The sequence below is a fragment of the Streptomyces sp. NPDC003032 genome, assembly GCF_053591415.1.
Genome location: NZ_JBSFTT010000003.1, coordinates 432,496 through 455,483 on the forward strand (window position 1 = coordinate 432,496; position 22,988 = coordinate 455,483).

Annotated in this window: 20 protein-coding genes; 5 read left to right on the forward strand and 15 right to left on the reverse strand. The window is 72.1% G+C overall.

Annotated elements, in window-relative coordinates; genetic code table 11:
- Positions 1 to 396: 396 nt before the first annotated feature.
- From ACWDZ7_RS06545 to ACWDZ7_RS06555, 3 genes are all read right to left on the reverse strand, one after another.
- The gene (locus ACWDZ7_RS06545) at positions 397 to 1,152 is read right to left on the reverse strand and encodes a GntR family transcriptional regulator (protein WP_451795303.1); all 756 of its coding nucleotides are present in this window, start codon (positions 1,150 to 1,152) and stop codon (positions 397 to 399) included.
- Positions 1,153 to 1,264: 112 nt separating this feature from the next.
- The gene (locus ACWDZ7_RS06550; RefSeq protein ID WP_451795305.1) at positions 1,265 to 2,530 is read right to left on the reverse strand and encodes an alpha/beta hydrolase fold domain-containing protein; all 1,266 of its coding nucleotides are present in this window, start codon (positions 2,528 to 2,530) and stop codon (positions 1,265 to 1,267) included.
- Positions 2,531 to 2,678: 148 nt separating this feature from the next.
- Positions 2,679 to 4,253, reverse strand: coding sequence for a S8 family peptidase (locus tag ACWDZ7_RS06555; protein ID WP_451795306.1), 1,575 nt, complete (start codon positions 4,251 to 4,253; stop codon positions 2,679 to 2,681).
- Positions 4,254 to 4,806: 553 nt separating this feature from the next.
- Between ACWDZ7_RS06555 and ACWDZ7_RS06560 the strand changes: the two genes are divergently transcribed.
- A complete protein-coding gene (locus tag ACWDZ7_RS06560; RefSeq protein WP_451795307.1) occupies positions 4,807 to 5,988 on the forward strand; it encodes a threonine synthase in 1,182 nt (393 codons plus the stop codon).
- 119 nt (positions 5,989 to 6,107) lie between these two features.
- Here the strand turns inward: ACWDZ7_RS06560 and ACWDZ7_RS06565 are convergent, their stop codons facing one another.
- Positions 6,108 to 6,431, reverse strand: coding sequence for an ArsR/SmtB family transcription factor (locus ACWDZ7_RS06565; RefSeq protein WP_451795308.1), 324 nt, complete (start codon positions 6,429 to 6,431; stop codon positions 6,108 to 6,110).
- Positions 6,432 to 6,583: 152 nt separating this feature from the next.
- Here ACWDZ7_RS06565 and ACWDZ7_RS06570 point away from each other — a divergent pair, with 152 nt between their 5' ends.
- Entirely contained in the window at positions 6,584 to 8,053 is a 1,470-nt protein-coding gene (locus ACWDZ7_RS06570) for an MFS transporter (protein ID WP_451795310.1), read from the forward strand.
- Positions 8,054 to 8,107: 54 nt separating this feature from the next.
- Here ACWDZ7_RS06570 and ACWDZ7_RS06575 read toward each other — a convergent pair whose 3' ends face one another.
- Both ACWDZ7_RS06575 and ACWDZ7_RS06580 read right to left on the reverse strand, forming a co-directional pair.
- Positions 8,108 to 8,755, reverse strand: a complete 648-nt coding sequence (locus ACWDZ7_RS06575; protein WP_451795312.1) for an HAD family hydrolase — start codon at positions 8,753 to 8,755, stop codon at positions 8,108 to 8,110.
- On the reverse strand, positions 8,742 to 9,476 hold the full coding sequence (locus ACWDZ7_RS06580; RefSeq protein WP_451795314.1) for a hypothetical protein: 735 nt from the start codon (positions 9,474 to 9,476) through the stop codon (positions 8,742 to 8,744). The genes ACWDZ7_RS06575 and ACWDZ7_RS06580 overlap by 14 nt, the downstream gene beginning before the upstream one ends.
- A gap of 218 nt (positions 9,477 to 9,694) precedes the next feature.
- On the opposite strand from ACWDZ7_RS06580, the gene ACWDZ7_RS06585 reads away from it, so the two are divergent.
- Positions 9,695 to 10,126, forward strand: a complete 432-nt coding sequence (locus ACWDZ7_RS06585; RefSeq protein WP_451795316.1) for a hypothetical protein — start codon at positions 9,695 to 9,697, stop codon at positions 10,124 to 10,126.
- Positions 10,127 to 10,706: 580 nt separating this feature from the next.
- Positions 10,707 to 11,309, forward strand: a complete 603-nt coding sequence (locus tag ACWDZ7_RS06590) for a TetR family transcriptional regulator (RefSeq protein ID WP_451795318.1) — start codon at positions 10,707 to 10,709, stop codon at positions 11,307 to 11,309.
- Here the strand turns inward: ACWDZ7_RS06590 and ACWDZ7_RS06595 are convergent.
- Positions 11,286 to 12,308 (reverse strand): ScbA/BarX family gamma-butyrolactone biosynthesis protein, encoded by a 1,023-nt coding sequence (locus ACWDZ7_RS06595; protein ID WP_451795320.1) that lies wholly within the window; start codon positions 12,306 to 12,308, stop codon positions 11,286 to 11,288. The two genes, ACWDZ7_RS06590 and ACWDZ7_RS06595, sit on opposite strands and share 24 nt — an antisense overlap.
- Positions 12,309 to 12,615: 307 nt before the next feature.
- Here ACWDZ7_RS06595 and ACWDZ7_RS06600 point away from each other — a divergent pair, with 307 nt between their 5' ends.
- Entirely contained in the window at positions 12,616 to 13,269 is a 654-nt protein-coding gene (locus ACWDZ7_RS06600) for a ScbR family autoregulator-binding transcription factor (RefSeq protein ID WP_451795322.1), read from the forward strand.
- 12 nt (positions 13,270 to 13,281) lie between these two features.
- On the opposite strand, the gene ACWDZ7_RS06605 is transcribed toward ACWDZ7_RS06600, so the two are convergent.
- The 8 genes from ACWDZ7_RS06605 to ACWDZ7_RS06640 all read right to left on the reverse strand — a co-directional run bounded on the left by ACWDZ7_RS06605 (position 13,282) and on the right by ACWDZ7_RS06640 (position 22,964).
- Positions 13,282 to 14,835 (reverse strand): MmgE/PrpD family protein, encoded by a 1,554-nt coding sequence (locus ACWDZ7_RS06605; protein ID WP_451795324.1) that lies wholly within the window; start codon positions 14,833 to 14,835, stop codon positions 13,282 to 13,284.
- 104 nt (positions 14,836 to 14,939) lie between these two features.
- Entirely contained in the window at positions 14,940 to 15,308 is a 369-nt protein-coding gene (locus tag ACWDZ7_RS06610) for a nuclear transport factor 2 family protein (protein WP_451795325.1), read from the reverse strand.
- An 89-nt stretch (positions 15,309 to 15,397) separates the two neighbouring features.
- Positions 15,398 to 16,354, reverse strand: coding sequence for a diacylglycerol/lipid kinase family protein (locus ACWDZ7_RS06615; RefSeq protein WP_451795327.1), 957 nt, complete (start codon positions 16,352 to 16,354; stop codon positions 15,398 to 15,400).
- A 109-nt stretch (positions 16,355 to 16,463) separates the two neighbouring features.
- Positions 16,464 to 17,675 carry a cytochrome P450 gene (locus tag ACWDZ7_RS06620; protein ID WP_451795329.1) on the reverse strand — a complete coding sequence of 404 codons (1,212 nt, stop codon included), beginning with the start codon at positions 17,673 to 17,675 and terminating at the stop codon, positions 16,464 to 16,466.
- A gap of 235 nt (positions 17,676 to 17,910) precedes the next feature.
- Positions 17,911 to 19,419, reverse strand: a complete 1,509-nt coding sequence (locus ACWDZ7_RS06625) for an MFS transporter (protein ID WP_451795330.1) — start codon at positions 19,417 to 19,419, stop codon at positions 17,911 to 17,913.
- Entirely contained in the window at positions 19,416 to 20,177 is a 762-nt protein-coding gene (locus ACWDZ7_RS06630) for a thioesterase II family protein (RefSeq protein WP_451519606.1), read from the reverse strand. Before ACWDZ7_RS06630 ends, ACWDZ7_RS06625 begins: the two co-directional genes overlap by 4 nt.
- A 35-nt stretch (positions 20,178 to 20,212) precedes the next feature.
- Complete coding sequence (locus tag ACWDZ7_RS06635; protein WP_451519604.1) at positions 20,213 to 21,226, reverse strand: LLM class flavin-dependent oxidoreductase; 1,014 nt, start codon at positions 21,224 to 21,226, stop codon at positions 20,213 to 20,215.
- Positions 21,227 to 21,299: 73 nt separating this feature from the next.
- Positions 21,300 to 22,964: a fatty acid--CoA ligase gene (locus ACWDZ7_RS06640; RefSeq protein WP_451795332.1), complete on the reverse strand. Its 1,665-nt coding sequence runs from the start codon at positions 22,962 to 22,964 to the stop codon at positions 21,300 to 21,302.
- Positions 22,965 to 22,988: the final 24 nt, after the last annotated feature.

Genomic DNA, 22,988 nt, shown 5'->3' on the forward strand with positions numbered 1-22,988 from the left:
CTCGATCACTAAGGAAACCGCAATCCGCATATGCCCGAGCCTACGCCCGACCTTTACTCAGCGGATACGAGTTCGCACGAAGAGATACGTGCCGAAGGCGCCGGAGGGTAGGCAATCGGCCACCCTGGTCGGCGGCTGAGCGCCGCCTGCGCGCCGTGCGGGCGGCGCGCGGCCGACGGCGCCGCCGGGAGCGGGAGATGCTGACCCTCAGCGCGGCCGAGCTGGAGCCCACCGCGTCGACGAGGCGGCGGACCGCCCGCCCTGCCGGCCGCACGGAGAGGCACGGGGGAAGCGAGGACTGCCCGCGCGCCGACGCCACTTGACCGACTTGACCGGCCTGACCGACCTGACCGACCTGACCGACTTGACCGGCCTGACCGGCCTGACCGGCACCGATCACTTCACCGGCAGATGGTACGCGACCCGGTACCGGTCGGCGGGGACGACGACGTCGGCCGTCTCGATCGGGCGGCCCGAGGCGTAGTACGTCCGCTGGACGACGAGGACCACATGGCCGGGGACGCCGCCGAGCGCCGTCAGCTCCTCCGCGAGGCCGGGGCGGGCGCCGACCTCCTCCGCGACGTTGTCCACGACCACGTCGATGGCGGCCATCCGCTCCACCACCCCGCAGCCACCCAACGGGCCTTCCTCGGGGAGCATCACGGGCGTGCGGCCCGTGACGGCGAGGGGTTCCCAGGAAGTGGAGAGCATCATGGTCTCCCCCGCGTCCCGGAAGACGTACTTGGTGCACATCACGCGGTCGCCGACGCGGATGTCGAGCCGCTCGGCGATCCCGGCGCTCGCCTCGGCCTGCTCGCTGCGGGACTCCCAGGTGCCGCGCGCGCCGTCGGCGGCCTGCTCCTGGCGGAAGGGGGTCGAGCCGCCGTTCGCCGCGCGGTACCCGGTGCGGGCGATCTTGCGGGGGACGGGGCGCTCGCGTACGTACGTGCCGGAACCGGAGCGGCCCTCCACCAGGCCTTCGGCCATCAAAACCTTGCGGGCCTCCAGGGCGACGGTGTCCGAGACGCCGTACTCCTCGCGGATCCTGGCCTGCGAGGGGAGCCGGGTGTGCGGCGGCAGCGAACCGTCGACGATCTTCTTGCGGAGATCACCCGCGACGCGCAGATACGCCGGCTGCTCACCGAAAGTCACTGGCCACTCCCATCAGGTTGACAGACAGCTACAGCCTGGCAACCGCGGGTTGCCGACTGCAACCCAAGGCCAAGGAATCACTCGAAGTGATGATTTCTGCCCTCGCAGGTCTTTACGCGGCGCTCTTACCCGGATATGGCGAACGATCAAGCGCGCTCAGGAAACGTCCGGTCGCCGTGCGGGCGATCTGGCTGCCCCAGCCGCCCCAGTTCACGTCGAAGCAGTGGTCGGCCCACGGCAGTTCGACGTACACCACCTGAGCCCCGGACCCCTTCAGGCGCCGCGCCAGCTCGCGCGCCTGCGCCACGGGCACCGCGCGGTCCGCGCCGCCGTGCAGCAGCAGCGTCGGGGGCACGTCGTCCCGGACCAGGCGGACGGGCGAGCCCAGGCGGTAGCGGGCCGGTGCGGTGGCCGCCGAGCCGCCCATCAGGCGCGGGATCATGGGGTCGCCGCGCAGCGCGGTGCCGGCGATCAGGCGGCGCATGTCGGTGGGCCCGTAGAGCGAGACGACCCCGGACACGGAGGTGTCCCGCGCCGCGCAGGACGCCGGGACGCGGCTGTCGCCGTCGGTGTAGGCGGCGGAGAGCGCGAGGTTGCCGCCGGCCGAACTGCCCGCAAGGAGGAGCCGGTCGGGGTCGACGCCGTACACGCGCGCGTGGCGTCTGACCCAGCCGATCGCGCACTTCACGTCGCCGATCTGGTCGAGCTGGGTGGCCCGGGGCGCGAGGCGGTAGTCGATGTCGAAGACCGACCAGCCGCGCGCGTTGAACCACCTGTTCCACTCGGGGGTCTGACTGCGGTGGCCTTTGTTCCAGCCGCCGCCGTGCACCCAGACGACGGCGGGATGCCGCACCCCGGCCCGCTTCGGCAGGGCCCACAGATCCAGCTCCAACGTCTGCGGCTGCGACCGCGCCCGAGGCTGAGAGTGAGGGTGAGGGCGAGGCTGCGACCGCCCGGGGTGCGCCTCATGACCACCGCCCACGCGCGCGTACGTGACAGTGCGGGCGAGGTCGGGTGCTTTGGTGTAGTTGACACCGTCGAAATAGCTTGCGAGGGAGATCCGTTGGCCATGCCGCGCGGCCGTGCCGTACGCGGCGGCGTACGGCATCACTCCGTAGACGAGGGCCGCGAAGGAGGTGAGCAGCGTGAGCCCCGCGCACCAGGGGTGACGGTGGGCGGCGAACGCGGCGGCGACGACGCCGAGCAGCCCCGGCGCCACGAGCACGAGCCCCCAGGAGGTGATGGCGGCCGCGACGAGCACGAGGAGCGGAACGCGCGGCAGCGGGGCGGCGACCAGAACGGCGAGCGCCGTGTTCAGGAGCCCGGCGGCGAGGAGCAGGACCCGGGCCACGACGGGCGGTGGCACGACGGACGTCACACCGAAGAACTATCACAGAAACGGACAAAAACCCCGGAGCCGCAGTCGGCACCGCCTCGTCCTGGCGGCAGACCGGCCGGGTCACCGACCCGGAGCCGTACCGCGAGGACGAGGGGTGCTGAGTCAGGCGTTCACGAGGGGTCGCAGGTCAGAACTGCAGGCTCCACGTGTCGATCTTCCCGGTGTCCTGCGCCGCGTTGTCGCTGACCCGCAGCTTCCACGTGCCGTTGGCCGTCTCCGAGGAGGCGTTCACGGTGTACGTGGTGTTGATGTTGTCCGAACTGCCGCCGGTGCCGTAGCCCTTGAGGGTGTAGGCCGTGCCGTCGGGCGCGATCAGCTGGACCTGGAGGTCGCCGATGTACGTGTGCTGGATGGTCACCGGCACGCTCAGGGCCGAGGGCGCGTTGCCCGGGACGCCGGTCACGGTCACCGCGGACTCGGCTGTGGCGTTGTCCGCGATCGCGTAGTCCGTGTCGTTGGTGAACTTCGGGCCCGGCGGGTTCGTGGTGCCGCCCGTCACGTTCAGCAGGCGGTTGGGCGAGCCGGTGCCGGGGCTGGTGACGACGCCGGTCGACGAGGCGTCGACCAGCGCGGTGGAGACCTGCGCCGGAGTCGCCGAGGGGTTCAGGCCCACATAGATCGCGGCCGCGCCGGCCACGTGCGGGGACGCCATCGACGTACCGTTGATGGTGTTGGTCGCCGAGTCGCTGGAGTTCCACGCCGAGGTGATCGCGGAGCCCGGCGCGAAGAGGTCCAGGACGCTGCCGAAGTTCGAGTAGCTGGCCTTGGCGTCGGTGCTGGTCGTGGCACCGACGGTGATGGCCTCGGTCACGCGCGCGGGCGACTTGGTCGAGGCGTTGGTGGACTCGTTGCCCGCCGCGACCGCGTACGTGATGCCGGACGCGATGGAGTTGCGTACGGCCGTGTCGAGCGCGGTGTCGGCGTTGCCGCCGAGGGACATGTTGGCGACGGCGGGCTTGACCGCGTTCTTGGTCACCCAGTCGATGCCCGCGACGACCTGGGCGGTGGTGCCCGAGCCCTGGTTGTTCAGGACGCGGACGCCGACGATCTTGGCCTTCTTGGCGACGCCGTGCAGGGTTCCCGCGACCGTGCCGGCGACGTGCGTGCCGTGGCCGTGGCCGTCCTGCGCGGTGTTGTCGTTGTCGATGGCGTCATAGCCGTAGGAGGCGCGGCCGCCGAAGTCGCTGTGGGTGATGCGGACGCCGGTGTCGATGACGTACGCCGTGACGCCCTCGCCCGCGGAGTCCGGGTAGGTGTACTTCTGGTCCAGCGGCAGGGTCTTCTGGTCGATGCGGTCCAGACCCCAGGAGGGCGGGTTGTTCTGGGTCGCGGAGGCAGTGAACGTCCGGTTCTGGACGACCGCGTCGACCGCCGGGTCCGCGGCGAACTTCTCCGCCTCGGCCTCCGTGAGCTCGACCGCGTAGCCGTTGAGGGCCTTGTCGTAGATCCGCTCGATCTTGGCGCCGTACTCCTTGGCGAGGGCCTTGCCCTCGGCGGAGCGGGCCTTCGGGCCGTTCTTGTCGAGGCTCACGATGTAGCTGTTCTTGATCGTGCCGGGTGCGCCGGCGTTCTCGATCCTGCCTTCCGCCTGCCGCGCGTCGGCGGTGGCCGGGAGGGCGGAGACGACGCCGAGGGCGAGGGCCGCGACCGCTGTCGCGCTGATCCCGGCCAGTCTTCGGCGGTTGTGACGCATCACTGCCATCTGAGGGGTCCTCCTCAATAGGTGGTGCGTTGGTGGGGGATTGGTGCTTTGTGGTGCCCACACGCGCGGAGGCGGGACGCCGCGCCCGGCAGGGGCATGTCAATCGGCCCGCCTCCGTCGGGACGAAAGATTGGCGGATCCATAGGAATCCCACAAGGGTCAGGACAGGACGTGACACGCCTGCCATGCGCCCTTCACGAACCATCGCCATCAGTCGCCTCACGCGTTACGTGAGGGGCCAACAAAAAAGGCCGGTACATGGCTGGTTGGGCGCGGACGGCTGTGAGCCCGGCCGACGACGGTCATCCGACGCGCGCGGCGACGGCTTGGGCGGGGTCCCGGGGGCCCGGGGGGGCCGTGTGCGCGGCGACCGCCCCGGACGCGGTCCAGGGAGTCCGGGTGCGCGGTGATGGCCCCGGCGGGGCCCACAGACTCCATATGCGCGGCGACGACCCCGGCGCGGCCCAGGGACTCCATGTGCGCGGTGTCGACCTCCAGGTAGTGGATCACGCACCTACGCGAACCGTCCCGGTCACGGCACTAACCTGCGCGCATGACCGCCAAGCCTGCCACCCCTGCCGCCCCTGCCACCGCTGCCACGCCCGCCGCGACCGCTCTGCCGGGCCGCTTCTGCCCCGCCGACGGCACCCGCGTGGCCGCGGACTCGCTCGAATGGGCCTGCCCCGTCTGCCGCGGGCCTCTCGACCTGGACTTCTCCCCCACGCCGGCGCCCCTCAAGTCCCTCGCGGCACGCGTCAACTCACTGTGGCGGTACGCGGAATGCCTGCCGCTGACCGCTCCCGCGATCTCGCTCGGCGAGGGCCGGACGCCCCTCGTGGAGCTGACGGGGGGAATCTGCGCCAAGCTCGACTTCCTGATGCCGACGCTCTCCTTCAAGGACCGCGGCGCGGTCATGCTCGCCGCCCTCGCGCAGCGCCTCGGCCCGGACCGCGTCATCGCCGACAGCAGCGGCAACGCGGGCACGGCCGTCGCCGCGTACTGCGCGCGAGCCGGGCTTCCCTGCACCGTGTACGTCCCCGCCGGGACCTCACCGAAGAAGCTGGCGCAGATCGGCGCGCACGGGGCGCGGCTCGAAGTAGTCGACGGGGACCGGGAGTCGGCGGCGCGAGCGGCCCGTGCCGCCGCCGACGCGCCCGGCACGTTCTATGCCTCGCACGTCCACAACCCCTACTTCCTCCAGGGCACCAAGACCTACGTCCACGAACTCTGGGAGGACCTCGGCGGCCGGCTCCCGGACGCCCTGGTCGTGCCCGTCGGCAACGGAACGCTGCTGCTCGGCGCGGCGCTCGCGGTACGCGAACTGCACGCGGCGGGGCTCATCGCGAAGGCGCCCGCGCTGTACGCGGTGCAGTCCGCGGCGGTCGCCCCGCTCGCCGAGGCCTGGCGGGCCGGCGCGGACGACCTGGTCGGCGAGACGCCGGCGGCGGCCACGTCGGCGGCCACCGCGGCGGAGGGCATCGCGATCCCGCGCCCGCCCCGCGCGCGCCAGATCCTGCGGGCCGTACGTGATTCCGGCGGCGCCTTCTTCACGGTCACGGAGGAGCAGATCGCGGCGGCCCAACTGGATCTGGCCGCGCGTGGCCTGTACGTGGAATCGACGGGGGTGGCCTGCTGGGCGGCCGTACGGGACGGGGCGCTCGGTGAGCGGACCGCGGTGGTCCCGCTGTGCGGGGCGGGGGCGAAGACGGGGCTCGCGGAGGCCGTGGCGGTTTGATGCCGCTCGGGATACCGCCCGGCCTCGACGAGGACGACACGGCGCACGGCTGCATGTCGGTCCCGGCGGGCACCGCCTCATCTGGGCCCGACCGTGAGCTGACGCTGCCTTCAGCGGCGTCAGTTCTCCGAGGCCTCGTCCGTGCGGGCCGCCGAGAGGATCGAGTCGAGGAGCCCGGGGTAGCGGGCGTCGAGGTCGTCGCGGCGTAGCGACAGCAGGTTTTCGCGGCCCGAGGGGCGCTGCCGGATGACGCCGCTGTCGCGCAGGACCCGCCAGTGGTGGGTGAGCGTCGACTTGGAGACGCCGGTGAGGATACTGCCGCAGTTGTGCTCGCCGCCGTCCGCCAGGACGCGCACGACCTTGAGCCGCAGGGGGTTGCCCAGGGCGGACATGACCTCGTCGACACGGATCTGGTCCGGGGTGGGGTGGTGGCGGGGCGACATGGTCCCAATGTACTGCGACATTCGCACCGGGAACAGTTCGAGTATTGCCGTACCGTCCGACTGTCCGTATGTTTGCGTACAGTCGCAGTAGTCGACGTCCAAGCCCACCTCCGGAACTCCTCACCGGAGACCTTGAAAGGACGTACTCCCGCATGCCCAGGACCCGTGCCGTCCCCGGCCGTTCGAAGCCGGGGATGATCCTCGCCCTCCTCGCCCTGGCTCAACTGACCTTCGCGCTCGATCTGAACATCGTCTTCGTCGCGCTCCCCGACATCGGGGCGGACCTCGGTTTCCCGGGCCAGACACAGCAGTTGGTGGTCAGCGCCTATGTCGTCCTGGCCGGCGGCTTCCTGCTGCTCGGCGGGCGCGCGGCCGACCTCTTCGGACGGCGCCGCGTCTTCGTCCTGGCCCTCGCGCTGTACGCCGCCTCCTCGCTGGCCGGCGGCCTCGCGAACAGCCCGGCGGTCATCATCGCCGCCCGCGCGGTGCAGGGCGTCGGGGGCGCGCTGCTACTGCCCTCCACGCTGTCGCTGCTCAACACGCTCTTCGAGGAGGGGCCCCGGCGCAACAGGGCGCTCGCCGTATGGGGTGGCGCGGGCGCCAGCGGGCTGACCCTGGGCGCGCTGCTCGGCGGTCTGCTCACCGAGAGCTTCGGCTGGCCCGCCGTCTTCTACGTCAACGTCCCGCTGGCCGGGCTCGTGGCGCTGGCGGCGCTTGTCGTCATCCCCCGCGACCAACCGCGTACCAAGGGGCGGAGGTTCGATCTGCCGGGCGCGCTCACCGTCACCGGCGGATCGACCCTGCTCGTCTTCGCGCTCGTCGAGGGGCCCGAACTCGGCTGGGGATCGCCCCCGGTCGCCGGCTCCGCCGTCCTCGCGGTCGTGCTGCTCGTGGCGTTCGCCCTCATCGAGAGCCGCAGCGCCGATCCGCTGATGCCCTTCCGCCTCTTCCGCAACCGCAGCCTCACCGTCGGCTCCACCGTCACGTTCCTCTACATGGCGACCTTCGGCACCCTGCCGTACTTTCTGACCGTGCTGCTGCAGACGGTGCACGGCTTCAGCGCCCTGGAGACAGGGCTCGCCTTCCTCGTGCCGTCGGTCGCCATCGCGGCGGGCACCCAGCTGGGCGAGCGGATGACCACGCGGCTCGGCATCCGCACCACGCTGACCGGCGGCTTCGCCGTGGGTGTCGTGGGGACCGCGATTCTCGCGTTCGGCTTCGACAGCGACGCCACGTACGCCGCGCTCCTGCCCGGCCTGGTGATCTCCGGCATCGGCCAGGGCGTCGTCTGGACCGCGATGTGGATCGCCGCGGCGAGCGGCGTCGCGCCCCAGGAGCAGGGCATCGCCAACGGCATGGCCTCCACCGCGCTGAACATCGGCAACGCCATCGGTCTCGGGGTCCTCATAGCGATCGCTGACGCCGGTACGGAGGGCAAGGCGGGGGCGGTGCTGCGCGCGGCCGTCGCGGACGGCGAGTTCCTGGTCGTCCTGCTGGCCGCGGCGGGCATGCTGCTCGGCCTGCTCGCGGTGCTTGCCCTGCCCCGGGGGACGGCGTCCACCGAGGTGCGGCGGGCCGAGGCGAGGACCGACGCGGCGCAGAGGGCCGGCACCTCGGCGTGAGGGCCCCGTGGCGGGGGCCTAGTCGCCAGGTCCGTCGGCCCGCGCCCCGAAGCCCTAGCCGCGCGCCGCCGCCCCGACCATCACCGCGTGCCCCACCTCCGACAGCATCGGCAGGTCGGACGGATCGTCGCCGTAGCCGTAGCAGTCCGCCGGGTCGATGTGCTCGTACCGGGTGAGCAGTTCGCGGACCAGGCGGCGCTTCTCGTCGCCGATGACCGGGGCTCCGAGGAGTGCGCCGGTGTAGACCCGGCCGCACCGTTCCAGGCGTGCGCAGAGCACGTGCTCGGCGCCGACCGCCTCGGCCAGGGGTTCCAGGAGCGGTCTGAACGAGCCGGAGACCAGGGCGATGCTCGCGCCCTCGGCCCGGTGCCCGCGCAGCTCCGCGGCGACACCGCGTACGTAGAAGCCCTCCGCGGCGCTGCGTTCGGTGAACCAGCGGCCGGCCCACTCCTCGACCGCCGCCACCGGCTCGCCCCGCCAGGCCCGGTAGTAGGCCCGGTTGGCCTCCGAACGGGGCAGGCCCGCCGCCGTCCTCGCGCCGAGGTCCTCGCGGACGTGGGCCGCGCGGAGCGCTCCCTCGGAGCCGTATCGGCCCGCCAAGTAGTAACCGAGGAAGTCGAAGAGGCTCTTGCAGGTGATCAGCGTCTCGTCGACATCGGAGAAGACCAGACGGGGACGGGTACGGCGTTCAGACGTCGGCATGAGGAGCCTCCAGGGCCAGGTCGGGGGTGGGGGCGGGGGCGGGGGCGGGGACTTCCGACAGGGAGCGTTGTTGGGAGAGTTCGGTCAGTTCGGACAGTTCCGAGAACACGCTGCGGGCGTAGTCCACCGCCGCCTGTTCCCTGCGCAGCATCCGGTGGCCCGCCACCGTGCGTACGTCACGGCGGCACCGTTCGACGACGTCCGGGCCCGGATCCGCCGTCGGGTCCGGCCGCACGTCGGTGCGGTGGAGCCGCTCGACCGCGCGGGCCAGCAGTCCGACGACCGAGGCCGCGATGCGCCGGTTCCGCGCGACGTCCCGAGCGGTCCAGGCGTCGGCGTCGGCGCGCTGTGCGGCGTCGCGCAGCAGGAGTTGCGCGGCCTCGATCTCGTCCGACGAGAGTGCCAGGACCCTGTGCAGTCGCAGGGCGGCGGAGTCGGGGAGGTCGCGCGCGCGGCGCGCCGCCCACTGCGACCACGCCTCCAGGGCGTGGCGTGCGGCGCCGAGGGCGGGGGCGCAGAAGAGGAGGCCGCCGCCGAGCTGGGCGGGGACGGTGTGGCACCGGGCCCGGCCGGGGCCGGGGGTACCGGCGGTCAGGTCGGCCATGAGAAAGGAGCGGTGCCGGGGCACGGCGACGGACTCGACGACGACGGTATGGCTACCGGTCCCGCGCATCCCCTCGGCCCGCCAGGTATCAAGGACAGCAACCTGCGCACGCGGCACGGCGAAGACCCTGCATCGACCACCGCCCGGTTCGCCGGGTGCGCCTTGCTCGGGCTGCTCGGCGGGTCCGGCCGACCTGGCGGGTGCGGCGGGTCCGGCCGACCTGGCGGGTGCGGCGGGTCCGCCCGGCTCGGCGGGCCCGGCGTGACCGGCGCGACCGGTGGGCCCAGCCGATTGCGCGGGCCCAGCCGGTCCGACAGGTCCAGTCGGCCTGGCGGGTGCGGCGGGTCCGGCCGACCTGGCGGGTGCGGCAGGTCCGCCCGGCTCGGCGGGCCCGGCGTGACCGGCCCGACCGGTGGGCCCAGCCGATTGCGCGGGCCCAGCCGGTCCGACAGGTCCAGCCGACCTGGCAGGCCCGGCAGGCCCGGCCGTTCCAGTCGGTCCGGCAGGCTCAGCGGTTCCGGCAGGCCCGGCCGTTCCAGTCGGTCCGGCAGGCTCAGCGGTTCCGGCCGACCCAGCAGACCCAGCAGACCCAGCAGACCCAGCAGACCCGACCGACCCAGCAGTCCCGGCAGACCCGACTGACCCAGCAGACCCAGCAGACCCAGCAGACCCGGCAGACCCGGCAGACCCGGCGAGTTCGGCAGACCCGGCAGGCCCGCCGAGTTCGGCACGCCCAGCCGATTCAGCAGGCCCGCCCGGCTCCATAGACGTAAGCAGCAGCCAGTCCGCGAAATCCACCCCGCTCGCGTACGTCCACGTGCCGCTCAGCAGCCAGCCGTCCCGGGTGGGTACGGCCTCGCCCGATGCCGTCATCACGGCGGTGATCCGCGTGTCGGGTGAGGCCGCCCAGAGGTCGCGCTGGCCGTCGGGGGGCAGATAGGCGGCGAATCTTCCGTGGGCGGCCCACAGCGTGCCGCACCACGCCGCCGACGCGCAGCCCGCGCCGACCGCGGCGGCCGCGTCGAGGAGGGTGCCGAAGGTGCCTTCCGTCCCGCCCCAGGCCCGTGGCACGAAGTGCCGGGCGAATCCGGCGCGGGTCAGCAGCCCCGCGGTCTCGTCGTGCAGCCGTCGCTCCCGCTCCGCGCCGCCGGCGTGGACGGCCGCGGACCTGGCGGCGTTCGCCACCGCGGCGGGCGGCAGCACGGGGCCGTCGGCACGCCGATGTCCCGCTGCTGAACTCTGTGACTGAATCATCTGTGGCATACACCCCTAGGGCCGATTAGAATTCGTTCTTGAACGTATCTTTAACGCCGTCGGTCCCTCGCCGCTCGATCCCCAGTGAAGGAGGTGTGCACCTTGCCGAAGCAAGCACGGGCCTTGCGCACATACGACGCCGTCCTGGACGCCGCCGCCTATGAGTTCGCGCGATACGGCTACGCGAACACCAACCTGCAGAAGATCGCCGACCAGATCGGCCTGACGAAGGGCGCCCTCTACGGCCACTTCTCCAACAAGGAGGAGCTGGCCGCCGTACTCTCCGCCCACCTGGCCGCCGCGGTCGAACTCCCCCTCGGTGAGGCGAAGGCCTCCACCGGTCCGGCGCTCGACCGGCTGCGGAGCCTCATGCTCACTCTGGGAGAGCTCTTCCAGGGCGATGTGCGCGCCCGCGCCGCGCTGCGGCTGACGCTGGAGACCGCTCAGGCCTCAGGGGTCACCGCCGGCCTGCTGGAGGAGACCCACTCCGTCGTGCGGCGACTGGTGGGCGAGGTGCAACAGGAGGGGCACTGGGAGCCCTCGGCGTCCGCCAAGGCCGTGGCCGACCTGCTCGTGGCCGCGTTCTTCGGTGTGTTCTGGATGGGCTCGGCCGCCGAACGGCCGGAGTCGGGCAGCCGGGTGGCCGCCATGTGGAACGTCCTGGCCCACGCCCTACGGGGCAAGCCCGGTCAGTGAGGCAAGCTCGGGCCGGTGGTCCGTCGGCCGTGGCTCGTCGCGCGGGCCGACGCCCGCCCATGTCATGTCGGTCCTGGCCAGCAGGGTGTCCCCCTGGAGGGCCGCGACGCGCAGCCGGAAGGCGTCCGCCGGCGTGGCGCCGGGCACGCTCTGCTCCACCAGGAGACTGATCGGCGCGTCCAGCTCCGCGAAGGCCGCGCACTCCACCTGGGCGCCGACCAGCGCGAACACCCGGTCGCCGAGCGGCTCCTCGATCCTCTCGTGCACACAGAGGTGGCCCAGCTGGCGGAACCCCTCCATCAGGACCATGAGCGGCACGTGGTCGGTGGGGTGGTCGAAGAGCACCGCGTGGTCGCGGTCGAGGCGCAGCCGCCAGTCCCCGTCCGGCCAGCAGCGCTCCAGGACGCAGTCCTTCCAGCGCAGCCGGCCCACGCGGCGCGGCGGCACGAGCGGCGCGGTGGATTCGCGGACCACGGCCCGGACCGGCGGGGCGTCGCCGCCCCATGCCAGCCGCCGCAGCAGGCCGTAGCGCCTGTCGTCCATGACGTAGACCCGCAGCGTGCCGATGCCGCACAGCTTGCCGTCCACGAGCATCCGTACGTCGAGCCGCGCCCCCCTGGGACGGCCCTCCTCCCAGGACCACTCCGCGTCGAGGATCACGGGGACGGGGACGCCGCTGACGCGCAGCGCGGCCGGATCGGTGATGTCGAAGGACAGGTCACGTCCGACGAACCGGTGCCCGAGCGGCACCTCGCAGTACTCGTGGGCCACGTAGAGGAGGGCCTGGCGGATGGTCTCCGCGAACAGCATCGGATCGCTGATGCCCTGCTGGTCGGGGTGGTAGAGCGCGTGGTCACGCGGCCACTGGGCCGCGATCGAGAAACGGCTGTCGCTTACACGACAGCCGTCCGTGACGAAGACCTCCGCGATCGAGCTGCGGTGCACCAGCTCGCGCGGGACGGGTCTGAGAAACGTGAGGCCAGGTGCCGTGAGAGCCATTGATCCGGCGTCCCGGTTTCTGGAACTATCGATGAGCACGACCGACTTCTGAGACAACGCTTCCCCCAAATCAGGACGAACTCTTGCCGGAGAACAGACGTGTGAAGCCTTGCTGCGCGGGAATTAATATACCTGCGAGAAGGTATATTTCAAGGGTTGAAACCATGTTCGGTCACCATCAACCGCCCGCCCGGACAGACCAGTTGGCGCACTGGTAGCCGAAAGCGCACCTCATAGGCCGCACCCACCCCTGGACCAGCGCGCACTCCCAGATCCGATCAGATCGACCGAGCACGATATGGAAGCCATGAGCAACGAACGCAAGGCACCGCTGTCCCCTCTCCAGACCGGCACCTCGGCCGACGACACGTCGCACCTCAAGCAGGAGCGGGCGCTCCACACCCGCAGGACGATCCTCGACGCGGCGGCCTCGGTCTTCGCCGAGACCGGCTTCCCCGCCGTGACCATCAAGGACGTCGCCGACAAGGCGGAGCTGACCAAGGGGGCCGTCTACTTCCACTTCGCCAACAAGGAGGCGATCGCCGCCACCGTGGCGCACGAGTTCTACCGGCGGCTGAACGAGATCATCGCCCCCGTCCTGGACGGCGACCAGTCCTCGCCGGAGACGGTGGTGAACGTCCTGATGGCGGTGGCCCGCGGCTTCCGTGACGACGACTTCATCAAGGCCGGCTCCCGGCTCCAGATCGAACGCCCGTACATCAAGGCCGACATGCCGATCCCCTACGTCGGCTTCACCGACCTGCTCACCGAGCTTCTGGAGAACTGCCGGAAGGCGGGGACGCTGGAGACCGCCGACCCGGCCGCGCTGGCCCGCGTGCTGCGGGCGGCTCTCTTCGGCGCCCAGCACATCTCCTGGGTGCAGGCGAACCGCCAGGACGTCATCGAGCGCGTGCAGGAGATCGTCGACGTCTTCCTGCCGGCGTACCGGGCGGCGCCCTGACCGACGCGGCGGTCAGTCGAGGAAGGCCGCCTCGATCCAGCGGCGCACCCCGCGCGGGCGCATGCGGTGCAGCGCGCCCACGGTGTCCGCCACCTGGTGCGCACCGCCGACGGCGAGGAACTTCTCGCGCACCATCTCCGAGTGCCGCGAGCGCGTGTCGGGTCCCGCCGCGCCGACCGGGATGAGCCGGCCGCGCGTCACCGTACGACCATCGGTCAGCCGTACGGTGACCCGGGCGCCGGTCGCCTTCGTCGAGCGGGAGAAGTCCTCGCCGGCCGCGCCGACGCTGCCGACCAGGTCCACCAGTTCGTCGCCGCCGAAGCCGCGCAGCCAGGGCGCGGCCAGCGGGCCCGCCTCGCGCACGGCCTCGCCGAACGGCGCGTCGGACAGGAAGAGTTCGCGGGTCATGTCCGTGTCGTGCTCCAGGCGCACGCGGCGGGCCAGCGCCCAGCGGTCGGGGTCGTCGAGGCGCGGCGAGGAGAAGTCGTCCACCGAGAACTCCCCGGTCAGCAGCGTGGTGGCGACCGGGTAGGGCACGTCGAGGACGAGGGCGCCCAGCGGCGACCCGGGGCCGTTCACGTACTGGGCCGCGCGCTCCCCCGCGAAGAGCGTGTAGAGCGACGCCTCCACGACGATCTCCGCCACGTCCTGCGGGCGTATCGCGCCCAGCTCCCGGTGGATCTCCGTGGCGCAGTCCACCGCGGCGTCGATGCCGGGGCCGCCCGGGTGCATCTTGAAGGACAGGGTGTCGGTGTGCCAGCGGCTGCCGAGCCCCTTGGCCACCGCCTGGGGCAGCGGCACGGTCGCGAAGCGGGCCAGGAAGCCGTCCTCGTGCTCGATGATGTCGGGGGCGCCGCGCAGCCCGGCGGCGGCCGCGTCACAGGCGTCCATGGCGGTGCGTACGGGCGTGAAGGTGTTGAAGAGCCGGGCGTCGCTGGCCAGGAAGGCACGCATCAGCGGCCAGTTGGGCATGGCGAAGGCCAGGCCGAGGGCGTTCTCCCACTGCGCGGCCGGGGCGCGGTCGCAGTGCAGCCGTCCGGCCACCGCGCCCGCGAGGTGGGTGTGCACGGCGCTCTGTCCGCGCAGCGGTCCGAGGGTCGCCGACGCGGTGATGCGGGCCGCGCACTCGTTGGCCGCCACGACGGCGGTCAGCAGGGAGAGCCCGTCGAGTTTGCGGGCGTACGCGAAGGCGAGGGGCACCGCGACGGTCGAGTTGGAGAGGTGACCGGCGTACGCGGTGTCGTCGAGGTTGAGCCAGGAGCCGAGGGCGGCGAAGACGCCCGCCGCGGCTCTCGGGTCGCGCTGCATGGGGTGGCCGAAGGCGGCGACGAGCTTGCGGCCCAGCGGGTGGGCGAGGCCCGCCCTGATGGAGGCGATCTGCGAGAGGACCTGGCTCGCGGCGAGCTTCAGGACCCGGCAGGGGATGTCCTGGGGGCGCAGCCGCGCCGCCCACCGGGACAGTTCGCGCAGCGGTGTGTCCGTGGCGGCGCGGGGCGCCGCCCGGCGGGGTGGTTCCCACTGCTCGCACAGCGTCTGTGCCACCCGTTCGGCGAGGACTGCCGCCATGTGACGCACCCTGCCTTTCCTGTGCGGGCCCGGACGGTCTCGCTGCCGGGCCGATGAGTGCCGTGGCGGCGGTACGCCGATGACGTACCGCCGCCGCGGGGAGATCAGGCCCCGGGGACCTTGTCGAGGAAGCCGTAGACGCCCTTGATCCGGCCGTCGTCGCCGGTGACCGCGACGTCGAAGCCGATGGCGATCGGCTCGCCGCCGGGCTCGGTCACCAGGCCCCACTGGAAGCGGGCGATGTTGTGGTGGGTGTCCACCGTGCCGATCAGTTCGAAGCTGAGGCCCTTGAACTGGTCGCGGGCGCCCGCGATGACCGCGCCGACGCCCTCGTGGCCCTCGACCGCGGCGAGCGGGTCGATGTACGGGGCGTCCGCGGTGAACAGTTCGGCGATCGCCGCGGCGCGCTTGTCGGCGTCGGCCTCGTTCCAGATGGCGAGGTAGCGGGTGACGGTGTTGCTGAGGTCGCTCATGAGGTCTCCTTGGTCGAGAGGGTCGTGCGGGTGGCACCGGTCGTGCGCGTGGCACAGTTCGTACGGTCGGATCGGCAAGGGGCGGGCGTTCAGACGGGGTCCGTCGGCGCCCAGGCGGGGAGCGCTCCGGGGAGCACCTCGAAGGTGGCCGAGGAGCCGATGGTGTGCTGGTACTCACCGTCGTGCTCCAGGGGCAGCCGCCCGCCGTCGGTGCGCTCGACGGTGATCGTGCGGCCGCGGGCGTACACGGTCGCCGGGTGGCCCATGTGCGCCGCGTCGAGCGTCAGTCCGGGCACGTCGGCGGCGGCGACGCCGTCACCGATGACGCAGACGTCCAGCAGTCCGTCGTCGAGCAGCGAGTCGGGCAGGACCAGGTACCGGCCGCCCCGGTGGCGGCCGCCCCCCACGTTGGCGAGGACGGTCGGGCCCTCGTGCACCACCCGCCCGTCGACGACGACCCGGCCCGGGTACGGGACGTAGCGCTCGGCGGTCTCGGTGAACGCGCGGACGTACCGCTCGCGTCCGCTCAGCGGGATGCCCTTCGCGGTGATCAGCGCGTCGGCGATCACACCGCTGCAGGCGCCCAGGTAGACGAGGTTGCGGGTCTCGGCGAGCCGCGCCAGGTCCAGATGGCGCAGCCGGGCGCTGCCGCCGGCCCCGGAGTCGGCGAGCACCGCCTTGAGGGACTCGGTCCAGGGGCGCTCGCCCCAGAGCATCTTGTACCCCGAGTTCCCGGTGCCGCCGGGCACCACCATGAGCGCGGCCCGTCCGGCGGCCCCGCCCATGCCCTGCACCACCTCGCGGACGGTGCCGTCGCCTCCGATGGCCACGACGAGGTCCGGCGCCCCTTGGGGCCGCTCCAGGGCGCGGCGCACGAAGACGGTCGCGTCCCCCTGGGCGGTGGTGAGGTGGAGTTCGGTGTGGGACAGATGGGCGGAGCACAACTCCTGAACCGCGCGCACCAGTTCGGGGCTGTGGCTGCCGGATGCGGGATTGGCTATGACCAGGGCCCTGGTGGGGCCCACGGCGTCGCTGCTGTCGGCCATGTCGGGCGTACTCCTTGATCTGGTAGCACCTGCGAAGGACTCTTTCACCGGGCGCTGATACGGATCTGACGCCCCGCTGACGGCCTCATCAGGCGGCTCACCAGGCGACTTACCAGGTCACGAGCAGGGAGTTCAGCCCGTAGTTGATCGTGTTCTCGCGGAACGAGACAGCCCCGGGGACATCTGCCACGCGCAGGCCCGGGAAGCGGCCCACCAGGGCGCGCAGGGCGACCTCCAGCTCCATGCGGGCCAGCGAGGCGCCCGGACACAGGTGCGGGCCGTGGCCGAAGGCGATGTGCCGGCTCGCGTCGCGCTCCAGGTCGAGGCGGTCGCCGTCGGGGAAGACGGTCTCGTCGTGGTTGGCGCTCGGGTAGGCCAGGATCACGCCGTCGCCCTTCGCGACGCGGGCGCCGCCGATCTCCGCGTCGTCGACCGCGACGCGGACCTGGTTGTCCTGGGTGATGGACCAGTAGCGCAGCAGCTCCTCGACGGCCGGGGCGAACAGGTCCGGGTCGCGGCGCAGCCGCTCCAGCTGCTCCGGCTCGCGCAGCAGGCTGAGCACGCTGAGGCCGATCTGGTGGGCGGTGGTCTCGTGGCCGGCCACCAGGAAGAGCCGGGCCATCGCCACCAGGTCGTCGTGGGAGAGCTCGCCCGTCGCCACGTACCGCGTGACGAGGCGGCTGAGCAGGTCCTCCTGGGGGTCGCGGCGCTTGCGCTCGATCAGCTCGTCCAGGTACCGCGTCATCTCGACGAAGGCCGCGTAGATCTCCTCGGGCGTGGCGTCCTGCGAGAGGACGGCCTGGCTCAGCTCGGTGAAGTCGCACTCGTCGGCCTCGGGGACGCCCAGCATGCTGGCGATCACCAGGGAGGGCAGCCGGACGGAGAAGCGCGCCACCAGGTCGACCGGGCGGGGCCCCCGCTCCAGCTCGTCGACGAGGCGGTCCACCAGGAGCTCCACCGAGGGCCGCAGCGCGCGGGTGCGGCGGGCGGTGAACTCGGTCATCGCCATGCGGCGCAGCCGTCCGTGCTCCGGGCCGTCCATGCGCGTGAAGGACATGACCCGGGGCGCGGGCGGCAGCTGTATACGAACGGGGAATCCGGGCCGGGTGTCGTCCGAGCTGAAACGCGGGTCGGTCAGAACCGCGCGGACGTCCGCGTAGCGCGTGACAAGCCAAGCCTCGCCTGTCCTGATACGGACCTTGACAGGCGCGCCTCTGCGGAGTTCGGCGTAGGCGTCCGGTGGCGCGTACGGGCAGGTGCGCGGCATGGGCCAGGCGGCGAGCCGCTCCTGGATCCCGGGCATGACAGGAGTGACCGTCATGACATTTCCCCCTGAGTCGTGGCTGATTCCTTTCCGTCATGCTGGCCGAAAGCCCTGATGCTGCTCTGACGTCCTGCTGATCCTCATGGCCGGATCTCGACCCTGCCGTGGCGGGACCGGGAAACGTCTCCGTAATACGCGCGGTCACGCCCTCACGACACGCGAACGGCGGGTGCCCCGGAGCGAAAAGCTCCGGGGCACCCGCCGTGTGGACTGCCCGGTGTCGGGCTCCGGTTCAGACCTTCTCGGCCTTGCGCGGCAGGAACTGCACCAGGACCGCGACCAGTACGCAGATGCCGGCCTGGACATACAGGCTGAACCCGAATCCGTCGGTGTAGCCCTGCGCGGACGGATGCTCGCCGACCTGGTCGAAGAAGACCACGCCGATGACCGCGATGCCCAGGGCGTTGCCCATCTCCTGCCCGGTGGAGAACACCCCGGAGGCCGCCGCCGCGTGCTCGGGCGCCACCCCCTCCAGGACCAGTGAGGTGAGCGGGGCGACCACCATGCCCATGCCGAAGCCGCAGACCACCATCGCGGGGACGCACCAGCCGACCGAGCCCGTGGTGCCGAGCTGGGAGGCGGTCTGGGCCAAGGCGATGTCGCCCCCGGCCACCACCAGGGCGCCCAGCGCGAGCGCCTGCCGTCCCAGCTTGGCGGCGAACTTGGGCGCCATGGCGGAGGCGACGAAGAACCCGAGACCCAGGGGTACGAAGAGCAGCCCCGACTTCAGAGCCGAAGTCCCGTGCCCCTGCTGGAGGTAGAGCGCGAGGACCAGGAAGAACGAGGCCATCACCGAGAAGTAGACGAGGATGGTGACGGACCCGACGCCGAACGCGCGGTCACGGAACAGGGACGGGTTCACCAGCGGCGACTTGGCGCCCGCCGCGAGCCGCCGCTGGCTGAACCAGAAGGCGGCGAGCAGCGGCACCGCGGCCGCCATGCACAGCCACGTCCAGACGGGCCAGCCCTCCTCGCGGCCGATGACCAGCGGCAGCACGACGGCGGTGAGCCCGGCGGTGACCAGCAGGACGCCGACCAGGTCGAGCCCGGTGCGGCCCTCCGACTTCGACTCCGGGACCAGCTTCGGGGTGAGCGCGAGGACGATCAGGCCGATCGGCACGTTGATGAGGAAGATGGTGCGCCAGTCCATGCCGAACACATCGGCCTTGATCAGCAGCCCGCCGATCAGCTGCCCGAAGACGGCGGCCGCGCCGAGCGCCACGCCGTACGCGTTGAAGGCCACGGCCCGGTGCTTGCCCGAGTACGTGGTCGTCAGGATGCCGAGCACCTGCGGGATGACCAGTGCGGCGGCCGCGCCCTGGACACCGCGGGCGATGATCAGCTCGCCCATGTTCTGGGCGACGCCGCACGCCAGTGAGGCGAGCGTGAAGAGCAGCACGCCGATCGAGTAGACCCGGCGCCGTCCGTAGATGTCGCCGAGCCGGCCGCCGGTGATCAGCAGGGCGGACAGGCCGATGGTGAAGGTGACGGCGATGAGCTGGATGTCCGCCGAGGTGGCGTGCATGTTCTTCTGCAGCGACGGGATCGCCACGTTGACGATGAAGAAGTCGAGGTTGGTGATGAAGAGACCGGCCAGGACGACCAGGAGCGCCCCGTAGGACGGCTTGGCCGCCGCGGCCTCATCGGGTGGCGCCGTGGTCTTGCCCGGCGGCGCCGGGGTCGTGTCCGACAGCTCCGTGGTCGTGTCCGGCAGCGCCGTGACGTCCGCTTCTGTGGTCATGACCGGCCCACAAGCCGCCGCAGCCGCTGGGCGAAGTGCATGGTGACGGCCTCCGCGTGGCTGTCGATGTAGAAGTGGCCGCCCGGGTACTCGCTGTGGCCCAGGTACTGAGGGCTGCGCCCGGCCCAGTGCGACATGGCGTCCGGGCTCTCCATGAGCGGGTCGGACTTGCCGCCGTAGGAGACCAGGGGGCAGGCGGTGCCCGCGCCGTCGTCGACGTACTGCGCGGCGACGCGCAGGTCGGCGCGGAGCGCGGGGACGACGAGGGCGAGCATCTCCGGGTTGTCGTAGACCTCGGCGGGGAACGAGCCCAGCTTCTTGATCCACTCGACCATTTCGGCGTCCGGCATCCGGCTCTGCTCCTCCGTGGGCTGGAAGAAGCCCTCGGGCGACCAGCCGGACATGCCGACGAGGACGGGCGAGGGACCGCTCTCCGCCTCCATGCGGATGGTGAGGCGGAACGCCAGCTGCGCGCCGAGGCAGTGCCCGAAGAGTGCGAACGGCCGCTCGTCCAGGTCGTCGACGACGGCCTCGTGGAGCGCGTCGAGCAGCGGGTCCCAGTCCTCGTAACTCATCTCCTCGCGGCGGTTGTGGCGGCCCGGCAGGGTCACCGCCTGCGGGGCGATGTCGCCGGGAAGGAGTCGCTCCCAGTCGCGGTAGATGATGGCGCCGCTGCCCGCGTGCGGGAGCATGAACAGCCGTACGGAGGCGTCCTCGGACGGCTGCGCCGGGTGGAACCACTCGCCCGCGGCGGACATCTCCTGGCCCAGGGCGGCGGTGGCGGTGGCGGTGGTCACGACTGTGTACTCCCAACGGTTGTCTGCTGCCCGATGGCGCGTACCGCGGGCAGCAGCACCTCGGCGATCTCCTTCAGCTGCGGCTCCGGGTCGAGCGATCCGACGCGGATGACGAGGTGGCGGGCGCCGGCGCGCACATAGGCGCCCAGCCACTCGGCGCAGCTCTCGGCGCTCCCCCAGCCGTAGGCCTGGATGGACGACATCTGCTCCAGGGAGCGCCCGTAGTAGTGCTCGATGTAGTGCTCCAGCTCGGCCTTGGCGGCCGCGCTGTCGCGGTTGACGGTGACCGTCGCGTACAGCGCGGGCGTGACCGCGTCCGGGGCGCGGCCCGCCGCCTCGGCGAGTTCGGCGATACGGGCGCGGGCCCTGCCGTACGCCTCGGCATCGGGCAGGAACGGCAGCCAGCCGTCGTACTTCTCGGCGACCCTGGCGAGCACCTTCGGGGTGTCGCTGCCGGCCAGCCAGAGCGGCGGGCCGCCGGGCGAGGCCGGCTTCGGCAGCCTCTGAAGCCGTTCGGCCTGCCAGAACTTCCCCTCGAAGTCGGACGGTCGCCCCTCTTCGCCGGAGTTCCAGGCGGTGCGCCACAGCGCGGCGATCTCGTCGAGCCGCCCCACCCGGCCGGCGAACGACGCCCCTACGGACGCGAACTCCTCCTCGGTCTCGGGCATCGGGAAACCGGAGCCGAGCCCGAGGACCAGCCGGTCGGCGGCCACGTGGTCCAGGCTCGCGATCATGTTGGCGCCGATCAGCGGGTGGCGCAGGGCGGGGGTGAACGCGGCCGTGCCGACGGTGATGCGCTCGGTGGCGGCGGCGGCCGCGGAGAGCACCACCAGCGGGTCCAGGCGCGGCCTGGCGGTCAGCGAGTCGCCCGCCCACAGCGAGTCAAAGCCGAGCGCCTCGGCCCGCCGGGCGAAGTCGAGGAGCGGGGCGGCCGCGTAGGCGCCGTTGATGGCCTGCTCCCGGGTGGGTAACAGGATGCCGATACGCAGGGGCCCGGCGAAGGACTGCATGGGGTACTCCGTTTCGTCTGGCTGAGGTGCGGTGGGGTGCGGGGTGGGTGCGGCGGAGGTCGTCCGGGGTGCGTCAGGCGTGCTGTCGCTGGGGCGGCAGCGAGGCCGCCCGCGCGGAGGTGCGGCGCTGCACGGGGAGGGTGAGGCGCTCGGCCGACGGGGGTGCCTCGGCGGCCAGCCGGTCCCGTACGGCGCGGCGCAGGATCTTCCCCGAGGGATTGCGCGGCAGGTCGTCGGCGAAGTGGAAGGCGCTCGGGATCTTGTAGTCGGCGAGGTGGCCGCGGAGCGCGACGAGCAGTTCGCGGGGTTTGACGGTGGCGCCGGGCCGCAGGACGACGACGGCGTGCACCGCCTCCCCCCAGTGGGGGTCGGGCAGCCCGACGACGGCGGTGTCCGCGACGGCCGGGTGGGCGGCGAGCGCCTTCTCGACCTCGGCGGGGTAGATGTTCTGTCCGGCCACGATGATCGTGTCGTTCATGCGGTCGCGCAGGTACACATAGCCGTCCTCGTCGAGGTAGCCGGCGTCGCCCATGTGCAGCCACTCCCCCACGACCGTGCGCTCGGTGGCCTCGGGGAGGTTCCAGTAGCCGAGCATCCTGGAGGGGGTGCGGACGCAGATCTGGCCGGTCTCGCCGGGCGGCAGCGTCTCGCCGTCCGGGCCGATGACCTTCACCTCGTTGCCGGGGCAGGGCCTGCCGACCGACTTCAGGAGCCCGGTGCCGGGGCGGTGCGCCTCGGGCGGCAGGCAGACCGCGACGCTGCCGGTCTCCGTGCTGGCGTAGATCTGTGCGAACTCGCAGCCGAAGACTTCCAGGCAGCGTTCGAGCAGCGTCTCGGACATCGGCGCCGCGCCGTAGGCGATCTTGCGCAGCGAGGTGAACGCGGCCGGTCCGGCGCCGCGTTCGGCCATCATCATCTGGAGCATGGCGGGCGCCGCGAAGGTGATGGTGACCCCGTGCTCCCGCGTCAGCCGCACCGCCTCCTGCGGGATGAACTGCGGCATGACGACGCTCGTCGCACCGGCGTTGAAGGTGTGCATGAACCAGCCGATGCCCGCGATGCCGAAGCCCGGCAGCGAGATCAGGCTGACGTCGTCCGGCAGCCAGTCGAGCCAGTCGGCGCCGTGCTCGCGCATCGCGGCGGGCAGCGTGAAGAAGCTGCGGTGGGCGAGGACCGCGCCCTTGGGGAGCCCGGTGGTGCCGCTGGTGTAGATCTGCACCACCGCGTCGTCGGGCCCCGTGCCCGGCTCCAGGTCGGTGTCGGGGTGGTTGGCGTACCAGGCGGGCAGTCCGGTGCCGCGCGCCGGTTCGCCCTCGCTGTCGGTGCCGTCGACGCGGACGACCGTACGCAGCCCCGGGAGCTGCGGCCTGACGCGGTCCGCGGTGTCCCAGAACTCGTCGTCCACGAAGAGGAGCACGGCGCCCGAGTCGCGCAGGATGTGGTCCACCTCGCCCTGCGTGAGGCGCCAGTTGACCGGGACCAGGACGGCGCCGGCCTTCGCGCAGGCGAGGATCGTGAGGTAGTAGTTCTCCGACTCGCGGCCCAGGTAGGCGACGCGGTCACCGTGCCCGAGCCCCGCGTCGCGCAGGGCGTGCGCCGCGCGGTTGCTGTCCCGGTGCAGCTTCCCGTACGTGGTGGTGCGGCCCTCGCAGATGATCGCCGCGTGCTCCGCCCGGCCCCCGGCGTGGGCCCTGGACGTGCGGTTCAGCGTCCAGTCTCTGGTGGTGTGCTCGCTCACTGTGTTCTCCCCGCTGCATGGGAC

Bases quoted from the DNA above. Each gene is read 5' to 3' on its own strand.
- ACWDZ7_RS06555 (WP_451795306.1), bottom strand. From the start codon at position 4,253: ATGGCAGTGATGCGTCACAACCGCCGAAGACTGGCCGGGATCAGCGCG.
- ACWDZ7_RS06560 (WP_451795307.1), top strand. From the start codon at position 4,807: ATGACCGCCAAGCCTGCCACCCCTGCCGCCCCTGCCACCGCTGCCACG.
- ACWDZ7_RS06565 (WP_451795308.1), bottom strand. From the start codon at position 6,431: ATGTCGCCCCGCCACCACCCCACCCCGGACCAGATCCGTGTCGACGAG.
- ACWDZ7_RS06570 (WP_451795310.1), top strand. From the start codon at position 6,584: ATGCCCAGGACCCGTGCCGTCCCCGGCCGTTCGAAGCCGGGGATGATC.
- ACWDZ7_RS06575 (WP_451795312.1), bottom strand. From the start codon at position 8,755: ATGCCGACGTCTGAACGCCGTACCCGTCCCCGTCTGGTCTTCTCCGAT.
- ACWDZ7_RS06595 (WP_451795320.1), bottom strand. From the start codon at position 12,308: ATGGCTCTCACGGCACCTGGCCTCACGTTTCTCAGACCCGTCCCGCGC.
- ACWDZ7_RS06600 (WP_451795322.1), top strand. From the start codon at position 12,616: ATGAGCAACGAACGCAAGGCACCGCTGTCCCCTCTCCAGACCGGCACC.
- ACWDZ7_RS06605 (WP_451795324.1), bottom strand. From the start codon at position 14,835: ATGGCGGCAGTCCTCGCCGAACGGGTGGCACAGACGCTGTGCGAGCAG.
- ACWDZ7_RS06610 (WP_451795325.1), bottom strand. From the start codon at position 15,308: ATGAGCGACCTCAGCAACACCGTCACCCGCTACCTCGCCATCTGGAAC.
- ACWDZ7_RS06615 (WP_451795327.1), bottom strand. From the start codon at position 16,354: ATGGCCGACAGCAGCGACGCCGTGGGCCCCACCAGGGCCCTGGTCATA.
- ACWDZ7_RS06620 (WP_451795329.1), bottom strand. From the start codon at position 17,675: ATGACGGTCACTCCTGTCATGCCCGGGATCCAGGAGCGGCTCGCCGCC.
- ACWDZ7_RS06625 (WP_451795330.1), bottom strand. From the start codon at position 19,419: ATGACCACAGAAGCGGACGTCACGGCGCTGCCGGACACGACCACGGAG.
- ACWDZ7_RS06630 (WP_451519606.1), bottom strand. From the start codon at position 20,177: ATGTCCGCCGCGGGCGAGTGGTTCCACCCGGCGCAGCCGTCCGAGGAC.
- ACWDZ7_RS06635 (WP_451519604.1), bottom strand. From the start codon at position 21,226: ATGCAGTCCTTCGCCGGGCCCCTGCGTATCGGCATCCTGTTACCCACC.